The sequence below is a fragment of the Streptomyces sp. 8N616 genome, from assembly GCF_052246385.1.
Classification (GTDB): domain Bacteria; phylum Actinomycetota; class Actinomycetes; order Streptomycetales; family Streptomycetaceae; genus Streptomyces.
Genome location: NZ_JBQQBY010000007.1, coordinates 154,043 through 169,358 on the forward strand (window position 1 = coordinate 154,043; position 15,316 = coordinate 169,358).

Annotated in this window: 12 protein-coding genes; 7 read left to right on the forward strand and 5 right to left on the reverse strand. The window is 72.7% G+C overall.

Going from position 1 to position 15,316, the window contains the following annotated elements; genetic code table 11:
- The first annotated feature begins 136 nt into the window (after positions 1-136).
- Complete coding sequence (locus ACTWQC_RS08765; RefSeq protein ID WP_443314992.1) at positions 137-571, forward strand: cell wall hydrolase; 435 nt, start codon at positions 137-139, stop codon at positions 569-571.
- Here the strand turns inward: ACTWQC_RS08765 and ACTWQC_RS08770 are convergent.
- Complete coding sequence (locus tag ACTWQC_RS08770; protein ID WP_443314993.1) at positions 543-2,651, reverse strand: SpoIIE family protein phosphatase; 2,109 nt, start codon at positions 2,649-2,651, stop codon at positions 543-545. The genes ACTWQC_RS08765 and ACTWQC_RS08770 overlap by 29 nt on opposite strands.
- Positions 2,652-2,860: 209 nt before the next feature.
- Here ACTWQC_RS08770 and ACTWQC_RS08775 point away from each other — a divergent pair, with 209 nt between their 5' ends.
- Together ACTWQC_RS08775 and ACTWQC_RS08780 are read left to right on the forward strand one after the other, a co-directional pair.
- Positions 2,861-4,618, forward strand: coding sequence for a SpoIIE family protein phosphatase (locus ACTWQC_RS08775; protein WP_443314994.1), 1,758 nt, complete (start codon positions 2,861-2,863; stop codon positions 4,616-4,618).
- 345 nt (positions 4,619-4,963) lie between these two features.
- Positions 4,964-5,566 carry a TIGR03086 family metal-binding protein gene (locus tag ACTWQC_RS08780; RefSeq protein ID WP_443314995.1) on the forward strand — a complete coding sequence of 201 codons (603 nt, stop codon included), beginning with the start codon at positions 4,964-4,966 and terminating at the stop codon, positions 5,564-5,566.
- A gap of 25 nt (positions 5,567-5,591) precedes the next feature.
- Here ACTWQC_RS08780 and ACTWQC_RS08785 read toward each other — a convergent pair whose 3' ends face one another.
- The 3 genes from ACTWQC_RS08785 to ACTWQC_RS08795 all read right to left on the reverse strand — a co-directional run bounded on the left by ACTWQC_RS08785 (position 5,592) and on the right by ACTWQC_RS08795 (position 8,500).
- On the reverse strand, positions 5,592-6,011 hold the full coding sequence (locus tag ACTWQC_RS08785) for a TOBE domain-containing protein (RefSeq protein ID WP_443314996.1): 420 nt from the start codon (positions 6,009-6,011) through the stop codon (positions 5,592-5,594).
- Between the two features lie 261 nt (positions 6,012-6,272).
- Complete coding sequence (locus ACTWQC_RS08790) at positions 6,273-6,785, reverse strand: methylated-DNA--[protein]-cysteine S-methyltransferase (protein ID WP_443314997.1); 513 nt, start codon at positions 6,783-6,785, stop codon at positions 6,273-6,275.
- On the reverse strand, positions 6,782-8,500 hold the full coding sequence (locus tag ACTWQC_RS08795; protein ID WP_443314998.1) for an AlkA N-terminal domain-containing protein: 1,719 nt from the start codon (positions 8,498-8,500) through the stop codon (positions 6,782-6,784). Before ACTWQC_RS08795 ends, ACTWQC_RS08790 begins: the two co-directional genes overlap by 4 nt.
- A gap of 229 nt (positions 8,501-8,729) precedes the next feature.
- On the opposite strand from ACTWQC_RS08795, the gene ACTWQC_RS08800 reads away from it, so the two are divergent.
- The gene (locus ACTWQC_RS08800) at positions 8,730-9,092 is read left to right on the forward strand and encodes a chaplin (protein WP_443314999.1); all 363 of its coding nucleotides are present in this window, start codon (positions 8,730-8,732) and stop codon (positions 9,090-9,092) included.
- A gap of 115 nt (positions 9,093-9,207) precedes the next feature.
- Here ACTWQC_RS08800 and ACTWQC_RS08805 read toward each other — a convergent pair whose 3' ends face one another.
- Positions 9,208-11,349, reverse strand: coding sequence for a SpoIIE family protein phosphatase (locus ACTWQC_RS08805; protein ID WP_443315000.1), 2,142 nt, complete (start codon positions 11,347-11,349; stop codon positions 9,208-9,210).
- Between the two features lie 182 nt (positions 11,350-11,531).
- On the opposite strand from ACTWQC_RS08805, the gene ACTWQC_RS08810 reads away from it, so the two are divergent.
- Genes ACTWQC_RS08810 through ACTWQC_RS08820 form a run of 3 tightly spaced genes read left to right on the forward strand, consistent with a single transcriptional unit; the run spans position 11,532 to position 15,300 of the window.
- The gene (locus ACTWQC_RS08810) at positions 11,532-12,065 is read left to right on the forward strand and encodes a (2Fe-2S)-binding protein (protein ID WP_443315001.1); all 534 of its coding nucleotides are present in this window, start codon (positions 11,532-11,534) and stop codon (positions 12,063-12,065) included.
- A complete protein-coding gene (locus ACTWQC_RS08815) occupies positions 12,062-14,446 on the forward strand; it encodes a xanthine dehydrogenase family protein molybdopterin-binding subunit (protein WP_443315002.1) in 2,385 nt (794 codons plus the stop codon). The genes ACTWQC_RS08810 and ACTWQC_RS08815 overlap by 4 nt, the downstream gene beginning before the upstream one ends.
- Entirely contained in the window at positions 14,443-15,300 is an 858-nt protein-coding gene (locus tag ACTWQC_RS08820) for an FAD binding domain-containing protein (protein WP_443315003.1), read from the forward strand. The genes ACTWQC_RS08815 and ACTWQC_RS08820 overlap by 4 nt, the downstream gene beginning before the upstream one ends.
- Positions 15,301-15,316: the final 16 nt, after the last annotated feature.

The window sequence follows — 15,316 nt, forward strand, 5'->3', positions numbered from 1 at the left end:
TGGATGAGCGCACGGCCGGCACACTCGCATCACCCGGGTTCGCGCCCGCACGGCTCCGCCGGATTGTTCGTGCAGCCTTAACATCGTCACAGCGGCTCCGGTTCCGAGGGGATGCTCGAAGGGGGTTCACGGTCCGTTGGACGGCCTGCCCGCGCATCTGCGCAACACCCGGTACGTGGCGGGGCGTTACCCCGGGGCGCCCGGAGGTGAAGGGGTCGAGGGCGGGGCCAACTGTCAGCGGTACGCGTATGCCGTGCTCGCGTGGTTCGGGATCGGCGTGCCGCCGCTGCGTTCCGCGGAGTTGTGGGCGGATACGACCGCGACCCGGCGGGTCGCGGTCCAGCAGCCGCTGGATCTGGTGCTGTTCGACCGCGGAGCCGTACCGGGGCTGCCGGAGGGGTACGGCGCGCACGTGGGCGTGCACCTGGCGCCCGGCCGGGTGCTGCATCTGTGTGCGGAGGCCGGCCGCCCGGCGGTGTGGGGATACGGCGAGTTCGCCGCGCGGCCGCGCTACGCGCGGTTACTGGGCGTGAAGCGGCCGGTCATCCCGGGCCCCGGACCGGCAGCTTGAACCAGATCCGCTTGCCCGACCCCAGCGGCTCCGCCCCCCACTCCTGCGCAAGCTGTTCCACGATCAGCAGCCCGCGGCTGCCCGACGACGTGTCCGAGGGCATTTTGAGCTGCGGCAGCCTGCTCGAGTTGTCCTGGACCTCGATCTTGAGCTGGGCGCCCGTCCGGTCCCCGTTCTGCCGCAGCAGCCGCGCCGTCAGCATGGCGTCCCCGTCCGTGTGCATGACCGCGTTGGCAATCAGCTCGTTGGCCGCCGTCACGGCGGCGTCGCACTGGTCGCCGAGCCCCCAGTGGATCAGGGTGTTCCGGAGCATCTGGCGGGCCAGGGCGGGGGCCTGCGGGTCCGAGTGCGTGACCAGACAGCTCCAGTGCCGCCGCTCCTCGGGCTGCCGGTCGCCGGTCAGGCCCACCAGCAGCAGGGCGACGTCGTCCTCCTGACCCTGCCGCGCCTCGATGGTGGCGACGATGTGCTCCGCCAGCTCGTCCATGTCGGCGGGGCCGCCGCGCAGGATCGTCTCGATCTGCTGCACGCCCTCGTCGATGTCCATGCCGTGGAACTCGACCAGCCCGTCGGTGCACAGCAGCAGGGTTTCCTCCGCGCCGAGCTGGAGGCGGGTCGTCGGGTACGGCGCGTGGCTGCTGTACTGCGGCAGGCCGAGCGGCAGCCCGCCGTGGATGTACGGGCGTGAGCACCGGCCGTCGGCGTGCTTGACCAACGGGCCGTGGTGCCCTGCGCGTACCAGCTCGGCATGCCCTGTCGCCGGGTCGAGGTCGGCGTAGATGCAGGTGGCGAAGCGGTCGGTGTCGAGGTCGTGGAGGAAGCTGGAGGCCCGGGCCATGAGGGTGGAGGGCGGGTGGCCCTCGGCGGCGTAGGCGCGCAGGGCGATGCGCAGCTGCCCCATGACCGCCGAGGCGTGGATGTCGTGTCCCTGGACGTCGCCGACGACCAGGCCGACCCGGCCGGTGGGGAGCGGCACGACGTCGTACCAGTCGCCTCCTATCTGATGGCCCGTGCGGGCCGGCCGGTAGCGCACGGCTATCTGTGTGCCGGGCACGCCCGGGATGCTGGCCGGGAGCATGGCCTGCTGGAGGCCGACGGCCATGGCGTGCTCCTCGTCGTAGAGCACGGCGCGCTGTACGGACTGGGCGACGGTGCCGCCCAGGGCGATCAGGAGGTTGCGCTCCTCGGGAGTGAACTCGTCCTTGTCCCGGTAGATGATGGCCAGCGCGCCGATCGGCTGGGCCTGGGCGATGAGGGGCAGGATGGCGGCGGCGGTCAGGTCGCTGCCCTCGACGTGCGGCCGCAGCCGGGGGTGTGACAGGGCCTCTTCCTTCATGGTGAAGCGAGGAGTCTGGGTACGGACCGCTTCGGCGACCGGCAGCGACTCGTCGAGGCGAACGTACCGCAGGTCGCGGGAGAACTCGGGCGGCATCCCCGCGGCGGCGACGATCCGCAGCCGGTCCTTCTCGACGAGGCTGAGGACGACGCTGCCCGCTCCGATGGCGCCCATGATCTCTTTGCTGGTCAGGGCGGCCGTCACGTCCTGGATGGTCAGTGCCTGGGACAGCACGCTGGTGGTCACCTGGACGACGTCCGTCTGGCGCTTCCGGTCCGCTTTGAGGGTGGCCTGCTGCGTGAGGTGCTCGAGCTCGGGGCTCGCGTCCCGGACGATGCCGACGACGCGGCGGGCGCGGCCGGCTCCGTCGCGCTGGATACGGCCCTGGGTGTGGCTCCAGCGGATGGTGCCGTCGGAGCAGCGGACGCGGAAGTAGGCGCCGTAGCCGTCTTTCGACGCGAGAGCGTCGTCGACGGTGTCCCGGAGCGCGGCGATGTCCTCGGGCATGATCCGCTGGGCCAGGGTTTCCGTCCGGCCGTCGTACTCGTCGGGGTCGAGGTCGTAGACGGCGAGCCCGCCCGGGTCGAGGAAGAACGTGTCGGCGTCCAGGTCCCACAGGAAGCCGCCCATGCCGTTGAGAGCCAGGACCCGGGGGAGATCCGCCCCGAGGTCCGCCTCGAGCACCTCGAATCGCATCGCCGGATACAGCTTCGGCGGCGGTTGAAGGGTGTGATGGCGTGCCATGAGGTCTCCGGACGGCTCGTGGGCGACCTACTAAAAGGTACTCGATTGCCCTTGATGCCCAAATAATGGATATACGAGTCATTTACCCCAGGATTTATGGCGTCCCGCAAGAAAGTCTGCCGGGAGGCGGGGGCAAGGGATGCAGATCCTTCGCCGCCGACCGACGATGGGACCACGCGGTTCCGATGCGCGGACGAGGAGGTACCCGGGTGTGCCCCCAGGCTTCCAGCCGCGACGGCGCCGACACCTTCCTCGACAAGGCGGCGGCCGCCATCTCGGCGGACAGCGCCGAACAGGTACTGCGGCACGTGCTGGCCGATACGCCCGCCGGGGTCGCCATCCTGGACACGAGCCTGCGCTTCCTCTACGTCAACCCCGCCTTCGCGGGCATGGCGGACATCCCGGCCGCGGGCCTCATCGGCCGGACCCTGACCGAGGTGGCGCCCGGCATCGAGAGCCGTACGGACGTGCTCCGCCAGGTGCTCCAGGACGGGGAGCCCCGCGAGGCGATCACCAGCGGCCGCACCCGGGCCGAGCCCCCGTACGAACGCCGCTGGTGGCACGGCGCCTACCACCGGCTCGAGATCGCAGGGCGGGTGTCCGGGGTCGTCGTCATGGTGCTCGAGGTCACGACGGCTCAGCGGCAGCAGCGCGACCTGGAGCAGGCCCGCGCGCGGCTGGCCCTGCTCGACGCCGCCGCCACGCGGATCGGGACCACCCTGGACATGGATATGACCTGCACACAGCTGGCGGACTTCCTCGTTCCACTGCTCGCCGACATGGCCACCGTCGAGGTACTGCCCAGCGAGGTGCCGGAGAGCAAGCCGCTGAAACCGACCGGTGGGCTGCGCATGCGGCGGCCCGCCCTGGCCTCCGTACCCGCGCTGCGCGATGCCCTGCGCCACTTCGGGAGGGCCGGCGAGTACGTGGCCCACCAGCCGGGCTCGGCGGTCGCCCGCTGCCTGGCGACCGCGGGTCCCGTGCTGGAGAACCTGCAGACCGACGAGGAGCTGCGCCGCTCGGCGCCGGACGCGGGGCGCCTGGCGGTGTACCGGGCCGCGGGCATCCACTCCACCCTCGTCGTACCGCTCGCCGCCCTGGACCACCCCTTCGGCACCGTGTCCCTGGCGCGGGCCGGGGACTCCCCCGGGTTCACCGACGAGGAGGTGGTGATCAGCCAGGACCTGGCAGGCCGTGCCGCCATCAGCATCGGCAACGCCCGCCGCTACGCCCGCTCGCAGGGCATCGCTCTGGAGCTGCAGCGCGCCCTGCTCGCCGAGCCGGGCAGCCCACACCCCAACATCGAGCTGGCCTCCCGCTACCTCCCCTCCGGCAGCAGCGCCCTGGTCGGCGGCGACTGGTACGAGACGGTCCGGCTGTCGTTCGGCAGGACCCTGCTGGTCATGGGGGACGTGATGGGCCATGGTGTCGAAGCTGCCGTCGACATGAGCTACTACCGGTCGACGCTGCGCTACGTGGCGGCGACGGGCCTGCCGCCGCACCGGATCCTGCGGCAGCTCGACGCGACGGTCTCCGACAGCGAGTCGGCCCGCCCTGCCTCGTGCCTCCTCGCGCTGGCCGACCCGGCCCGCGGCATCTGCTCGTTCGCCAGCGCCGGGCACCTGCCGCCCGCCCTCTTCTCCGCGGGCGGCACCGCCGAGCTGCTGGACCTGCCGAACGGGCCGCCGCTGGGCACCGGCCTGGGGGGCTACGAGCAGGCCACCCGCGAGCTCCGCGAGGGACAGGTGCTGCTGCTCTATACCGACGGCCTGGTGGAGCGGCGCGACGAGGACATCGACGTATCCCTGGCCCGCCTCGCCGACCTGCGGCCTTCGGTGACGGGCGACCTCGAAGAGCTGCTGGACGAGGTGCTGCGGCACCAGGTCGCCGAGGCCGCGGACGACGACGTGGCGGTCCTCGCCGCGCGGATCCGCACCCCGCGGAGCACCAGGACGGAGGGTCCCTAGCCAAGGTGCGTCCGGCGGTTCTTCCTGCGGCTGTCCGGGGCGGGCATCAGCCTTAGCCTAAGGAGGAGGGGCACCGCACACGGCCCGTACGCCTCGCGAGGAGGAGCCGTGGAGTTGGGCGTCGTCGTGGAAATCCCGCGAGGTCGGTCGGCGGCGCCTCCTGGGACGACCGCGGCGCCGCCGAAACCGGGACCGAAGCCTCGCGCGAGCGCCTGCAGCGGCAGCGATGAGTTCTGCCCTCCGGCCCCGTCCTAAGGGTTATGGGCACCGCAACAGCACGCGCCGCGGACCGCGGACGCATCGTGATCGCCGCAGCAGGAACGCGCGGCCAGAAGGGGGCAGCACATGACCGCCATGCTTGACCTCGAGCCGCCGACCCGGCAGGTGGCGCTGCTCCTGGAGGACATCACCGACGACCAGCTCTCCGCACCCACGCCGTGCGAGTCCTACTCCGTACGGGATCTGCTGGGGCATCTGCTCGGCCTCACGGCCGCTTTCCGGGACGCCGCGACGAAGACGCTCGGGCCGTCGACGCAGGCCGACCCGAGCACCACGGCGCCGCCACCGCTGGCCGGCGACTGGCGCGGCCGCCTCGCGAAGCAGCTGGGAGAACTCGCCGAGGCCTGGCGGGACCCTGCGGCCTGGGAGGGGATGACCCAGGCGGGCGGCATCACCTTCCCGGCCTCCGAAGCCGGCCGGGTCGCCCTCAACGAGGTGCTCCTCCACGGCTGGGATCTCGCCCGCGCCACCGGCCAGGCCTACACCGGCGACGAGGCGAGCCTGCGGGCCTCGATCGCGTTTCTGGGCCGGTCCACGGATCCCGAGGACCGCAAGGGCATGTTCGGGCCCGTCGTCGAGGTCCCGGAGGACGCGCCGCTCCTCGACCGCGCGGTCGCCCTCAGCGGACGGCAGCCGTCCTGGTCACCGCGAGCGTCGTCGAAACCGTAGGCGTGGCGTGAGAACCGCTGCGTCGTCAGGCGGAGGCGAGGGCGACCTCGGTCGACTTGATCAGCGCCGCCACGGGGGCCCCGGGCGCGAGCGACAGGTCGTCGGCGGCGTCCTTGGTGATCGCGGCGGTCAGCACACCGCCTTCCACGCGCACTCTGACGACCGCCATGGCCCCGCCGGCCGCGATCCCCTCGACGGTGCCCGCGATCTGGTTGCGGATGCTGATACCCGCCACCGGTTCGGTCGCCAGCGACACCTCGGTGGACTTGACGAGGGCCCGGACGGCGGAGCCCGCGGCGATGCCCAGCTCCTCGACCGCGTCCCGCGTGACGGCGGCGGTGATCTCCTGCCCGCTGTCGAGGCGGACCTTGACCGCGGCCATCACCTCGCCCGCGGTGACGGAAGTGACGGTGCCTCGGAACTGGTTGCGGATGCTCAGGCTCATGGGAGTTCTGCCTCGCGGTCGGTGAGCGGCCAGGATGCCACCCGCCGCGCCGCGGGAACCGCCGTGACACTCCGCAAGCCCGCAGGTCCGGACCCGTAGGACGGTGCGTCCTGTACCTGCCGTGCGTCCTGTACCTGCCGTGCGTGCCGTACGTGTTGGCGCCACGAGCCGCGTCGTCACGTCATGCGGCCCTACCTTCTTGAGTGCGTCCCTGGAGCTCGCGACTCTGGGACTGCGCGGTGCGGGAGGCGGCCGTCGTGGTCACGCCGCTTCCACCGGGTGTTCGCTCTCGTGCCGCAGCAGCAGCCGCTTGCGCTCGAGGCCTCCCGCGTAGCCGGTCAGCGAACCGTCGGCGCCGATCACGCGGTGGCAAGGGCGTACGAGGAGAAGCGGGTTCGCGCCGATGGCCGTCCCCACCGCGCGGACCGCCGCACGCGGCACACCGATCAGGCCGGCCAGCATGCCGTACGTCGTCGTGGTGCCGTACGGGATGGTGTCCAGCGCCTTCCACACCCGCTGCTGGAAGTCGGTGCCACGGGTGGTGTGCTCGATATCGAAGCGGGTCAGCCGGCCGTCGAAGTAGGCGCGGAGCTGCCGGGCGATCTCGGCGAAGGCGTCAGGGGCCCGGCGCCAGCCGTCCTGGACGACCGCACCGCCCCTCTGGCCGGGCACGGACAGCGAGACGAGCGCAATGCCGCCGTTCTCGGTCGCCGACTCCTCGCCCACCACGAGCAGTTCGCCCAGCGGGCTGTCGATCGTCGTGTAGACCGTCATCGGTCCGTCCTTCCTTGCTGTTTCCTGCCGTTCACCGGTTTCACCGCTTTCACCGACGAGTCTGCGCTGTCGGCTGCGCCGTTTCCGGCGGGATTCGGACGTCGCATTCCCGCTGGCGCGGAGGGCTCGTCGGCGACGGCCGGGTTCCACAGGTGGTGCATGGCGTACGTGCGCCAGGGCCGCCACCGCTCGGCGTCCTCCGCCGTGGCGCCCACGCGCCGCAGGCCGGCGCGGATGGCGGCGTCCCCGGTCAGCAGCACGTCGGGGTCGCCAAGGGCGCGCATGCGGACGTAACCGGCGGTCCAGGGCCCGATGCCGCGCAGGTCGAGCAGGGCTCGCTCGGCCTCGTCGCGGTCGGCGCCCGGATCGAGGCAGACGGTGCCGTCGGCGAGCGCCCGGCTGAGGGTGCGCAGGGCGGCCCGGCGGGACTCCGGCATCCCGATGTCCTCGAGTGCCGCCTCGGCGAGCTCGGTCACTTGCGGAAACAGGTGGGTGAGGCCGCCGTCCGGCGACGGCAGCGGCGCGCCGTACGCCGCCACCAGCGCGCCGCCCAGGCGCCGCCCGGCCGCCACCGAGACCTGCTGCCCGAGTACGGCGCGGACGGCCAGCTCGTGCCCGTCGGCTGCGCCCGGGGCCCGAAGTCCCGGGCGGCGGGCGACGAGGGCGGCGAGCGCCGGGGCGTCGGCGAGGCGCTCGGCCACCGCGTACGGGTCGGCGTCCAGGTCGAACAGGCGCCGTACCCGCTGGGTCGCCGTGGTCAGATCGCGCAGCTCGCTCAGGCGCAGCCGGCACTCCAGCCAGCCTCCTCCCCCGGACTTCGTCCGCCGGGTGCCGCCGCCCGGCCGCTCCCGGACCTCGACGACACCCGTGCCGTGCGGCAGCCGCAGCGTGCGGCGGTAGGTGCGGTCGCCGGGTTCGCCCGTGATCTCCTCAATGCCGGTGATGGCACGCCGTGCCAGGTAGTCGAAGACTTCGGCGGACCCGTAAGGACCGCGGTACGCGAGCCTGAGGGGCACCCTGGCGGCTCCGGTCTCCGTAGCAGCTCGGGGCTCCGTGGCGGCTCCGGTCTCCCGCGGAGACCGCCTCTCCCGCGCAGTCCGGATCTCCCGCAGCGTCCGGGGCTCGTGGGCCGCCACCGAGCCGGAGCGCGACGTAGGCCCGCCGCCCGCGGCACGCAGCTCGCTGGGCGTGAGGGCGTAGATCTCCCGGATCGTGTCATTGAACTGCCGCACGCTCGCGAAGCCGGCGGCGAAGGCGATCTCGGCCGCCTGCAGCCCCGTGGTCTGCAGCAGTACGCGCGCCGTGTGCGCGCGCTGGGCCCGGGCCAGGGCTATCGGGCCCGCCCCGAGCTCGGCGTTCAGCTGCCGCTGTACCTGGCGGGCGCTGTAGCCCAGCCTGGCGGCCAGGCCCGCGACGCCTTCCCGGTCCACGACACCGTCGCCGATCAGCCGCATGGCCCGGCCGACGACATCGGCGCGGGCGTTCCACTCGGCGGAGCCGGGCACCGCGTCCGGGCGGCAGCGCCGGCAGGCGCGGAAGCCCGAGCCCTGGGCTGCGGCCGCGGTGGGAAAGAACGTGACATTCCTGCGCTTGGGCGTCATCGCGGAACAGCTGGGCCGGCAGTAGATACCCGTCGTGGAGACGGCGAAGAAGAATTCCCCGTCGAATCTGGCGTCCCGGCTGCGCACCGCCTCGAATTTGCTGTCCTCGCTCATCACACATCCCAGTGTGTGCTATTCCGTGCGCAGTGGCTGGCGGAAATCGGACACGAAATTCCCGGCCGCGGCACGTACGCCGCCGTCGGCGGCCCCTCCCGCCCGTTCGGAGTGCGCCGTGATCCCTTCGGCTCATCACCGCGTAACCCGCCGACATATAGGGCGTTATGACCGATTGCTATCGCCGTCGAAAGGCGGCGGAGGTTCCTTTTGCAGAAGGAGAAAGTCAATGTCACGTATCGTCAGGGCCGCAGCGGTCACTGCGGTCGCGAGCGCGATGGTTACCGGCGCTGCCGGCACCGCAGTCGCCGGCACGGACGCCAAGGGTGCGGCCGTCAACTCGGGCGGGGTCATCGCCGGCAACGTCGTCCAGATTCCGATCCACGTCCCGATCAACTTCTGCGGTAACAACGTCAGCTGGCCGGGCGGCGCCAGCTTCTTGAGCCCGACCATCGGCAACACCTGCGTCAACGCCGAGGGCAAGTTCGACAAGGACAAGTACGACCGCAAGAGGCACAAGGACAACGGCCACGGCCACGGCTTGAAGGACGACGGCAAGAACGGCAAGAACGGCAAGAAGTACGGCTACTGACCGCCCGGCGGCCGGCGGATGACAGCGCATCATCCCCCGGCGGCCTGCCCTGAGGGCCCGAAAGCCACCGGTGGCCTCCCGCACGAGCGGGAGGCCACCGCGCGTTGTGGCGGACTCAGCCCCGCTCGGAGACGGGACGGAGCAGCAGCAGCGCGGTGTCGTCGGTGCGGTCGCCGGAGGGCTGCGCGCGCTGGATGAGGCGGTCGGCGAGATCGTCCAGACCCAGGCCCCCGGCGTGGCTGAGGGTGTCGGCGAGACCGGCGACGGTGCGTTCCTCGTCGGTGCCCGGAGCTTCGATGAGGCCGTCGGTGTAGAGCGCGAGGAGCGAGCCGGGCGGCAGGCCGATCTCGAGGGTCGGGTACCGGCTGTCGCGGTCGATGCCCAGCAGCAGCCCGGGAGGCGGGGCGAGGACCTCGGTCCGGCCGTCGGGGTGGCGCAGCAGGGGTTGCGGGTGGCCGGCGGAGGCCATGCAGGCCCGCTGCCGCCGCAGGTCGAGGTGGACGTAGAGACAGCTGGTGAACAGGCCCGGGTCCAGATCGATGAACAGGCGGTTCGTACGGGCCAGAACGACGTCGGGGCTCGCGCCCGCGACGGCGTGGGCGTGGACGGCTGTGCGGACCTGCCCCATGAGGGCGGCGGCGGTGACGCTGTGGCCCTGGACGTCGCCGATGACGGCGGCCGCGGTGTCGCTGTCGAGGCGGATGAGGTCGTAGAAGTCGCCGCCGATGTCCATGCCGCGGGTGGAGGGCAGATAGCGGGCGGCGACGTCCAGTCCGGTGACGCGGGGCAGCGTTGGCGGAAGGAGCGCGGACTGCAGGCCGCGGGCGAGCCGGTGCTTGGTGTCGTACAGCCGGGCGCGGTCCAGGGCCTGGGCTATGAGGCCGCTGAGCGAGCTGAGGGCGGCACGCTCGTCGGGGGTGAAGGGGTGGGGCTGTTCGTAGGCCATGAGGCAGCAGCCGACGGGGCGGCCAGAGGCGATCAGGGGCAGGAAGGCCCAGGCGGACATGCCGGAGTGGATCGGGGCGAGGGCCGGATACTCCCGCTCCAGCTCGTCGCGGGAGGCGAAGAAGGACGGTTCGCCCGCGGTGAGGGCGCGTACGCCGGGGGTGGGCGCGGAGAGCGGGGTGCCGTCGAAGCTCTCCACGGTCTCGGGCGCGTAGCCGCGGAAGCCGATGACGCGCAGCCTGCCGCCCTCGGCGACCAGCAGGGCGAGCCCCTGGGCGCCGAAGGCGGGCAGGATCTGGTCGGCCACGAGGTCGGCGACGTCCTGCACGCCGACGGCCTCCGTCAGCGCACCGGCCAGCAGCATCAGGTGGTAGATCGCTCCCACCCGGGTGGGGGCCGTGTCCGGCCCGGCCTCCGGGGGGAGCCGGCCCTGCGGGCGGTCCTTGATACGGGTGGGGGTGATGCGCACGCTGATGCCGGAGGCGTCCGGGTACAGCTGGAAGAACAGCCACTGGCCGGACGGGCGCCGGGCGGTGAAGGACGTCGGCCGGCGGCTGAAGACGGCGGCGCGGTAGCGGTCCTCGTAGACCGGGTCGGCCAGCCAGGGCAGCGCCTCCCACAGCCGCGCCCCGACCAGCCCCCGGGTGTCCTCGCCGAGCAGGTCGGCCGCCTTGCGGCTGATGAACGTGATCCGCCCCTCCAGATCCAGTCCGCATCCGCCTCCGGGAAGGCGGTCGACGAACTCCACCGCCGCCAGCGCCTCTGCCCGGCCCGGGGGCTCGGGGCGCACTTGGGGCAGCACTCGCGGCTCGTGCCCGGGTTCGATGCGCTGCCCGGACTCGGCGGCCTGCTGCAGCAGCCCGGCCAGGCGGGCGCAGGCGCCGTCGATCCGGTCGAGTTCGGTCGCGTTGAGCTGCTCCGGGTGCGAACCGGGCCAGAGCAGCAGCAGCGCGCCCCACACGGTCGTCTCGGTGGCGATGGGGGCGGCGGCCAGCGCGAAGTGATACGGGAGGACGAGGGCGGCGCGCGGATAGCGGCGGGCCAGTTCGCCCTGGGCGCCGACCCACACCAGGTGCCCTTCGTGCACTGCGTCGGTCACGGGCAGCGGAGCGGCCAGGCCCACGCGCGCCCACGGTGTGGCGAACTCCCGCGGCACCCCGGTCATGGCCTCCAGGCCCAGCATCTGCCGGCCGGGGACCAACAGATAGACCCCGCCCGCGTACGCGCCCGTGTCGCGCACGACCTCGGCCAGGATCCGGTCCAGCAGCCGCCGTGCGAATTCCGGACCCGGGGTCCGAGCAGCGTGGCCCATAGTGCGGACCTTACGCCCGGGGCAAGGCGTTGGCACGGCGGGCTTCCGCGCATCCAAGCGGGTCGCGTACGCCCACGCCGCAACATCCAAGCGGGTCGCGTACGCCCACGCCGCAACCTACAGTGGCGGATATCTGACGGAATGGCGCATATCGCCCATCGCCCTGACCATTGGGAGGGCACATGACCCGTATCTCGGTGACGGTGGACGGCACTGCGTACGAGGACGATGTGGAGCCCCGCCTGCTGCTCGTCCACTACGTGCGGGACCGCTTGGGCCTGACCGGCACCCCCGTCGGATGCGACACCACGAACTGCGGGACCTGCACGGTCGACCTCGACGGGGAGAGCGTGAAGAGCTGCACGGTGCTGGCCGTCCAGGCCGACGGGAGCCGGGTGACGACGATCCAGGGCCTCGCCCCGGGCGGCGAGTGGCACCCCCTGCAGACCGCGTTCCACCAGCAGCACGCCCTGCAGTGCGGCTACTGCACTCCGGGCATGATCATGGCCGCCCGGGACCTGCTCCGGGAGAACCCGGACCCCACCCCGGACGAGGTCCGCCACGCCCTGGAGGGCAACCTCTGCCGGTGCACCGGCTACCAGAACATCGTGCGTGCCGTGCTCGCCGCGGCCGCCGAGATGCGCCGCCGCGGCGCCCCCGCGCCCGGCGCCGAGGAGGCCGCGCCCACCGCGGCCGGGCGGGGGGCTCCGGTATGACCACCCAGCCGCTCGCGGGCGGCGAACTCGGCCGCTCCCGGGTCCGCAAGGAGGACGCCCGGCTGGTCACCGGCAGGACCAGGTGGACCGACAACATCACCGTCCCCGGTCTGCTGTACCTGGCACTCCTCCGCAGCCCGATGGCGCACGCCCGGCTCGACCGCGTGAACGTCGCGCCCGCCCTCGAACGGCCCGGCGTGATCGCCGCCTTCAGCGGCCGCGACCTGGCCGACGAGCTCGGCTCCCTGCCCTGCGTCTGGCCGCTGACCGAGGACATCGTCATGCCGGACCACCCGCCGCTCGCCGTCGACGAAGTCCGGTACGCCGGCGATCCGGTGGCCGTCGTCGTCGCGCGCGACCGGTACGCGGCGGCCGACGCGCTCGAGGCCGTCGAGGTGGACTACGAACCGCTGCCTCCCGTGCTCGACATGGAGGCCGCGCTGGCCGAGGGCGCCCCGCTGGTCCACTCCGGCAAGGGCACGAACCGCTGCTACACCTGGCCGCTCGCCACCGGCGACTACGACGAGGCCAGGGCGCGGGCCGACGTCGTACTCCGCCGCCGCTACCACCAGCAGCGGCTCATCCCCAACGCGATGGAGCCGCGGGCCGTGGTCGCCACCCCGCCCACCGGCTCGGACGAGTTCACCCTCTACTCCTCGACCCAGGTCCCGCACATCGCGCGCGTGACGCTCTCCATGACCACCGGCATCCCCGAGCACCGGCTGCGCGTGGTCGCCCCCGACGTCGGCGGCGGCTTCGGCTCCAAACTCCAGGTGTACGGCGAGGAGGCCCTCGCCCTCGCGGTGGCCAGGCGGCTCGACCGCCCGGTGAAGTGGACCGAGTCCCGGTCCGAGGGCTACCTGGCGACCCATCACGGCCGCGGCCAGATCCAGGACGTCGAGATCGCGGCCACCCGGGACGGCACGCTGCTGGGCCTGAAGGTGGACCTGCTCGCGGACATGGGCGCGTACCTGATGCTGATCGCCCCCGGCACCCCGATCCTCGGCTCCTTCATGTACCCGGGCATCTACAAGATGGACGCCTACAGCTTCACCTGCACCGGCGTGTTCACCACGATGACGCCGGTGGACGCCTACCGCGGCGCCGGCAGGCCCGAGGCGACCTTCGCCATCGAGCGGACGATGGACGAGCTGGCCGCCGAGCTCGGCGCGGACCCCGTCGAGCTGCGCCGCCACAACTGGATCCGGCACGAGGAGTTCCCGTACACCACGGCCGGCGGGCTCACCTACGACACCGGCAACTACGAGGTGGCCACCAGCCGGGCTCTCGCGCTCTTCGGCTACGACGACCTCAGGGCCGAGCAGCGGCAGCGCAACGCCATGGGCGACAGCGTCCGCCTCGGCATCGGCGTCTCCACGTACACCGAGATGTGCGGCCTCGCCCCGAGCCGGGTGCTGCGCGACCTCCGCTACGCCGCGGGCGGTTGGGAGGCGGCCGCCATCCGGATGCTGCCCACCGGCAAGGTCCAGGTGGTCACCGGCACGAGCCCGCACGGGCAGGGCCATGTGACCAGCTGGAGCCAGATCGCCGCGGACGTGCTGGGCGTGCCGTTCGAGGACGTCGACGTGGTGCACGGCGACACCAAGGTCACGCCGCAGGGCATGGACACCTACGGCTCGCGCTCGCTCGTGGTCGGCGGGGTCGCGGTCCACCACGCAGCGCTGAAGGTGGTGGAGAAGGCCCGCAAGGTCGCCGCACACCTGCTCGAGGCGAGTGAGGCCGACCTGGAGTTCTCCGGCGGCGCGTTCTCGGTGAAGGGCTCGCCCGAGGCGCGGAAGACGATCCAGGAAGTGGCGTTCGAGGCGTTCTCCTCGCACGACCTGCCCGACGGCATGGAGCCGACGATCAACGCCGAGCACCTGATGGACCCGGACAACTTCTCGTTCCCGCACGGCACCCACCTGTGCGCGGTCGAGGTCGACACCGAGACGGGCCATATCCGGATCCGCTCTTATGTGTGCGTCGACGACGTCGGCCGGGTGATCAACCCGATGATCGTCGAGGGCCAGGTGCACGGCGGCGTGGCACAGGGCATCGCCCAGGCGCTGTACGAGGAGGCGGTGTACGACGCGGACGGCAACCTGGTCTCCGGCACGATGGCCGACTACCTCGTGCCCTCGGCCCCCGACCTGCCCGACTTCGTCACCGACCGCACCGAGACACCGGCGACGTCCAACGCACTGGGCGTCAAGGGCGTCGGCGAGGCCGGGACGATCGCCTCGACCCCGGCGGTCGTCAACGCGGTCGTGGACGCGCTGCGGCCGCTGGGCGTCCACGACGTCCGCATGCCGTGCACGCCCGAGCGGATCTGGCAGGCCATCAGGCAGGCGGAGGAAGCAGTCGAGGAGGGTGAGCAATGATTTCCGCCGCATTCGACTACGCACGGCCGCAGAGCCTCGACGAGGCGGTGAGCGCGCTGGCCGGGGGTGGCGAGGAGGCGAAGGTGCTGGCCGGCGGCCAGAGCCTGCTCCCGATCCTCCGGCTGCGGCTCGCCTTCCCGGATCTGCTGGTCGACGTCGGGCGCGTGCCGGAGCTGCGGGGGGTGCGCGAGGAGGCCGGGACGCTGGTCATCGGCGCGATGACCAGCCACCACGACGTCATCCGCGACCCGTTGGTGCGCCGGTACGCCGGGCTGCTGGCAGCGGCGGCCGAGACCGTCGCCGACCCCGCCGTACGCCACCGGGGCACCCTCGGCGGTTCGCTCGCCCACGCCGACCCCGCGGGCGACCTCCCGGCGGTGGCCCTCGCCCTCGACGCCGAGCTGGTCGCGGCGGGGCCGCAGGGGCGGCGCACCATCCCGGCGCGCGAGTTCTTCACCGACTACCTGCAGACCGCGCTGCTGCCCGGCGAGCTGCTGGTGGAGGTCCGGGTGCCGAAGATGGAGAACTGGGGTTTCCACTACGAGAAGTTCCACCGGGTCGCGCAGTCCTGGGCGGTCGTCGGGGTGGCCACGGCGGTACGGCGCGACGACGGCCGCATCGCGGAGGCCCGTATCGGCCTGACCAACATGGGGCCGGCTCCGGTGCGGGCGGGCGCCTGCGAGTCGGCGCTGGCCGGGGCCGCAGCCGAACCGGGCGCCGTGGCGCGGGCCGCCGAGTCGGCGGCGGAGGGCACCCGGCCGGCTTCCGACCTCTCCGGGTCGCCCGAGTACCGCGAGCACCTCGCCCGGGTGCTGACCCGCCGCGCGGTGTTGGCAGCGGCCGGGGTGGAGTGAGGACGGCGGGCGGAGC

Excerpts from the sequence above, each read along its gene's own strand:
- ACTWQC_RS08820 (WP_443315003.1), top strand. The coding sequence starts at position 14,443 with ATGATTTCCGCCGCATTCGACTACGCACGGCCGCAGAGCCTCGACGAG.
- ACTWQC_RS08790 (WP_443314997.1), bottom strand. The coding sequence starts at position 6,785 with ATGACGGTCTACACGACGATCGACAGCCCGCTGGGCGAACTGCTCGTG.
- ACTWQC_RS08800 (WP_443314999.1), top strand. The coding sequence starts at position 8,730 with ATGTCACGTATCGTCAGGGCCGCAGCGGTCACTGCGGTCGCGAGCGCG.
- ACTWQC_RS08815 (WP_443315002.1), top strand. The coding sequence starts at position 12,062 with ATGACCACCCAGCCGCTCGCGGGCGGCGAACTCGGCCGCTCCCGGGTC.
- ACTWQC_RS08805 (WP_443315000.1), bottom strand. The coding sequence starts at position 11,349 with ATGGGCCACGCTGCTCGGACCCCGGGTCCGGAATTCGCACGGCGGCTG.
- ACTWQC_RS08770 (WP_443314993.1), bottom strand. The coding sequence starts at position 2,651 with ATGGCACGCCATCACACCCTTCAACCGCCGCCGAAGCTGTATCCGGCG.
- ACTWQC_RS08785 (WP_443314996.1), bottom strand. The coding sequence starts at position 6,011 with ATGAGCCTGAGCATCCGCAACCAGTTCCGAGGCACCGTCACTTCCGTC.
- ACTWQC_RS08810 (WP_443315001.1), top strand. The coding sequence starts at position 11,532 with ATGACCCGTATCTCGGTGACGGTGGACGGCACTGCGTACGAGGACGAT.
- ACTWQC_RS08780 (WP_443314995.1), top strand. The coding sequence starts at position 4,964 with ATGACCGCCATGCTTGACCTCGAGCCGCCGACCCGGCAGGTGGCGCTG.
- ACTWQC_RS08795 (WP_443314998.1), bottom strand. The coding sequence starts at position 8,500 with ATGAGCGAGGACAGCAAATTCGAGGCGGTGCGCAGCCGGGACGCCAGA.